The sequence below is a fragment of the Frisingicoccus sp. genome, assembly GCA_016298055.1.
Classification (GTDB): domain Bacteria; phylum Bacillota; class Clostridia; order Lachnospirales; family Lachnospiraceae; genus Frisingicoccus.
Genome location: JAEDDO010000251.1, coordinates 1 through 2,318 on the forward strand (window position 1 = coordinate 1; position 2,318 = coordinate 2,318).

A 2,318-nucleotide genomic window follows, 5' to 3' on the forward strand; every position below is an offset into this window, starting at 1 on the left:
ATACCATTCGTCTGTCTATTGGAACAGAAAATATTGATGATATTATTCAGGATCTTGAAGAGGCATTTAAGGCAGTACAATAGTTGGATGTCCTGCAGGGAGCAGTTATGGAAATTACAAAAGTAAAAGAAGAAGATTTGAATAAAATCAGGGAATTTATTGAACATATACGATGTACTCCAGATTCAAAAAGGAATTAAAGTTATAACCATGCATACAATGATAAAGGGGAATCCTCAGCTTTTGAGGATCCTCTTTCTTTTTTCATGGAGATAATAAAAAATCTTGACGGGAGACATTGAAAGGAATATTTGGCCTTGAAAAAGAAAGTCTGAGAGTGACTCCGGAAGGATATTTAGCACATACGAAGCATCCGTTTATGGACAATCCTAATATGGAGAGGGATACTTGAAGAGCTTCAGAAAATGGCAGTTACAACACTGCTCCACCTGAAAACAGGGAAGGAATTGATGTGGCCTTTTTCAAATCCTCCTTATGTGCTGGGGGAAAAGGACATACCCATTGCAAGCTATGAGGGCGTTCTGAGGGGCAAGGAACTGTACAGGGAATATCTGGCTGGGAAATATGGAAAAAGGAAGATGCTTTTTTCAGGGATTCACTTTAATTTTTCTTTCTCAGAAAAAATTCTGGAAGAGGGATACAGGAACAGTACTTTTGTCTCACTTCAGGAATATAAAAATCAAATTTATCTGGAACTGGCAAAAAAAGTTACGAAGTGCAGCTGGCTGATCGTATATCTTACAGCGGCAAGCCCTGTTATGGACGGTTCCTTTTTTCATGATGAAGATTTGGGAAAGGTCGTCCTGAAAAATCTGGCATCACCCCGATGCAGTAAAATCGGATACTGGAATGATTTTGATCCTCTGTTGGATTATGAAAACCTGCAAAGTTATGTGAAAAGCATTGAAAGCTATGTGGCCCAGGGGCAGTTAAAGGAAGCGGCGGAGCTTTATTATCCGGTCCGGCTTAAACCAAAAGGGGAAAATACATTAGAACGTTTAAAAAACTATGCGGAGGATGGTATATGGATCGAGACGGGATGGAATTCTGCCATGCCTGTCAAACAGGCTGCTCTGCATGTATTGGCTTCCATGAAACGATTCTTCCAGCGTATTGGAAAACAGGAATTGATGGAGATTATTTATTTTCAGGAGCAGAAGATTTTCTGCCCGAATAATCGATATGCGGTGCAGATTAAGTCTATGTTTGAGAAAGACTATGTAAAAAGGGAAATTGAACTGGCAGAACAGCATGCCAGGGTACTTACCGACATGAAATAAAACGACGGAGAAGGGAGACAACATATGTGTGAATTATTTGGAATCAGTTCGGAAGAAAATTATAATATCGGGGACTATTTGAAAATTTTTTTCAGCCACAGCAGTGCTCATCCTCATGGATGGGGGATAGCATGTATGGAAGAAAATGCAGTTCAGATTGAGAAGGAACCTGTTCAGGCAAGCAAGAGCAATTATCTGAAGGAAAGGCTTTCCGTACCGGTTTTTGTAAAAAATGCTTTTGCACATATTCGTTATGCAACCATTGGAAATGTAGAATACAAAAATTGTCATCCTTATACGGCAAAGACTTTGAACGGGCGACAGTGGTCTCTGGTTCACAATGGGACAATTTTTGATTACAGGCCTTTAAATCCTTATGTGAATATTCAAAATGGAGATACGGACAGTGAAAGAATTTTGCTTTATATTGTGGATCGTATGAATCAGGAAGAGCGGCGATTAGAGAGACCGATGGACGCACAGGAGAGATTTCATCTGCTGGATGCCATCATTGTGGAAATGTCCAAGGGGAACAAGCTTAATTTGATGATCTATGATGGTGAACTGTTTTATGTACATACCAATTATGCAGGATCGCTTTATGAACTTGATAAGGGTAATCGGATATTTTTTGCCACAGTGCCTTTAGATCAGCAGGAATGGCAGCCGGTTACATTTACAACGCTTCTGGCCTACCGGGAGGGACGGAGAATTTTCTGCGGTACAAATCATGGAAATGAATATAAAGACAGTGAAGAAAACATGAAATTCTTATATAGTATTTTTTCAAATTTGTGATGTATTGGAGGGAGATGTTAATGAAAAATCCGCTTCATTATCAATTATCTGAATACGATTGCGGTCCGACAACCATGTTGAACGCCATCAGCTTTCTTTTTGAAAGGGAAGAAATTTCACCGGTGGTCATTCGCAACGTGATGCTCTACTGTCTCGACAGTTATAATGGGGAAGGAATTATGGGAAAAAGCGGTACGTCCAGTGCAGCTATGATTTTAA

3 protein-coding genes and 1 pseudogene are annotated in these 2,318 nt (G+C 39.7%); all 4 read left to right on the top strand.

The annotated features are described in order from the left end of the window. Nucleotides 1-83, top strand: an 83-nt coding sequence (locus tag QZZ35_RS11670) for a PLP-dependent transferase (RefSeq protein WP_291237485.1), incomplete at its 5' end; no start/stop codon positions are given. 321 nt (nt 84-404) lie between these two features. Continuing rightward, nucleotides 405-1,301, top strand: coding sequence for a hypothetical protein (locus QZZ35_RS11235; RefSeq protein WP_291237486.1), 897 nt, complete (start codon nt 405-407; stop codon nt 1,299-1,301). Between the two features lie 24 nt (nt 1,302-1,325). Further along, a complete protein-coding gene (locus QZZ35_RS11240; protein WP_291237484.1) occupies nt 1,326-2,099 on the top strand; it encodes a class II glutamine amidotransferase in 774 nt (257 codons plus the stop codon). A gap of 20 nt (nt 2,100-2,119) precedes the next feature. Beyond that, nucleotides 2,120-2,318: pseudogene (locus QZZ35_RS11245) on the top strand (peptidase C39); the annotation flags it as partial.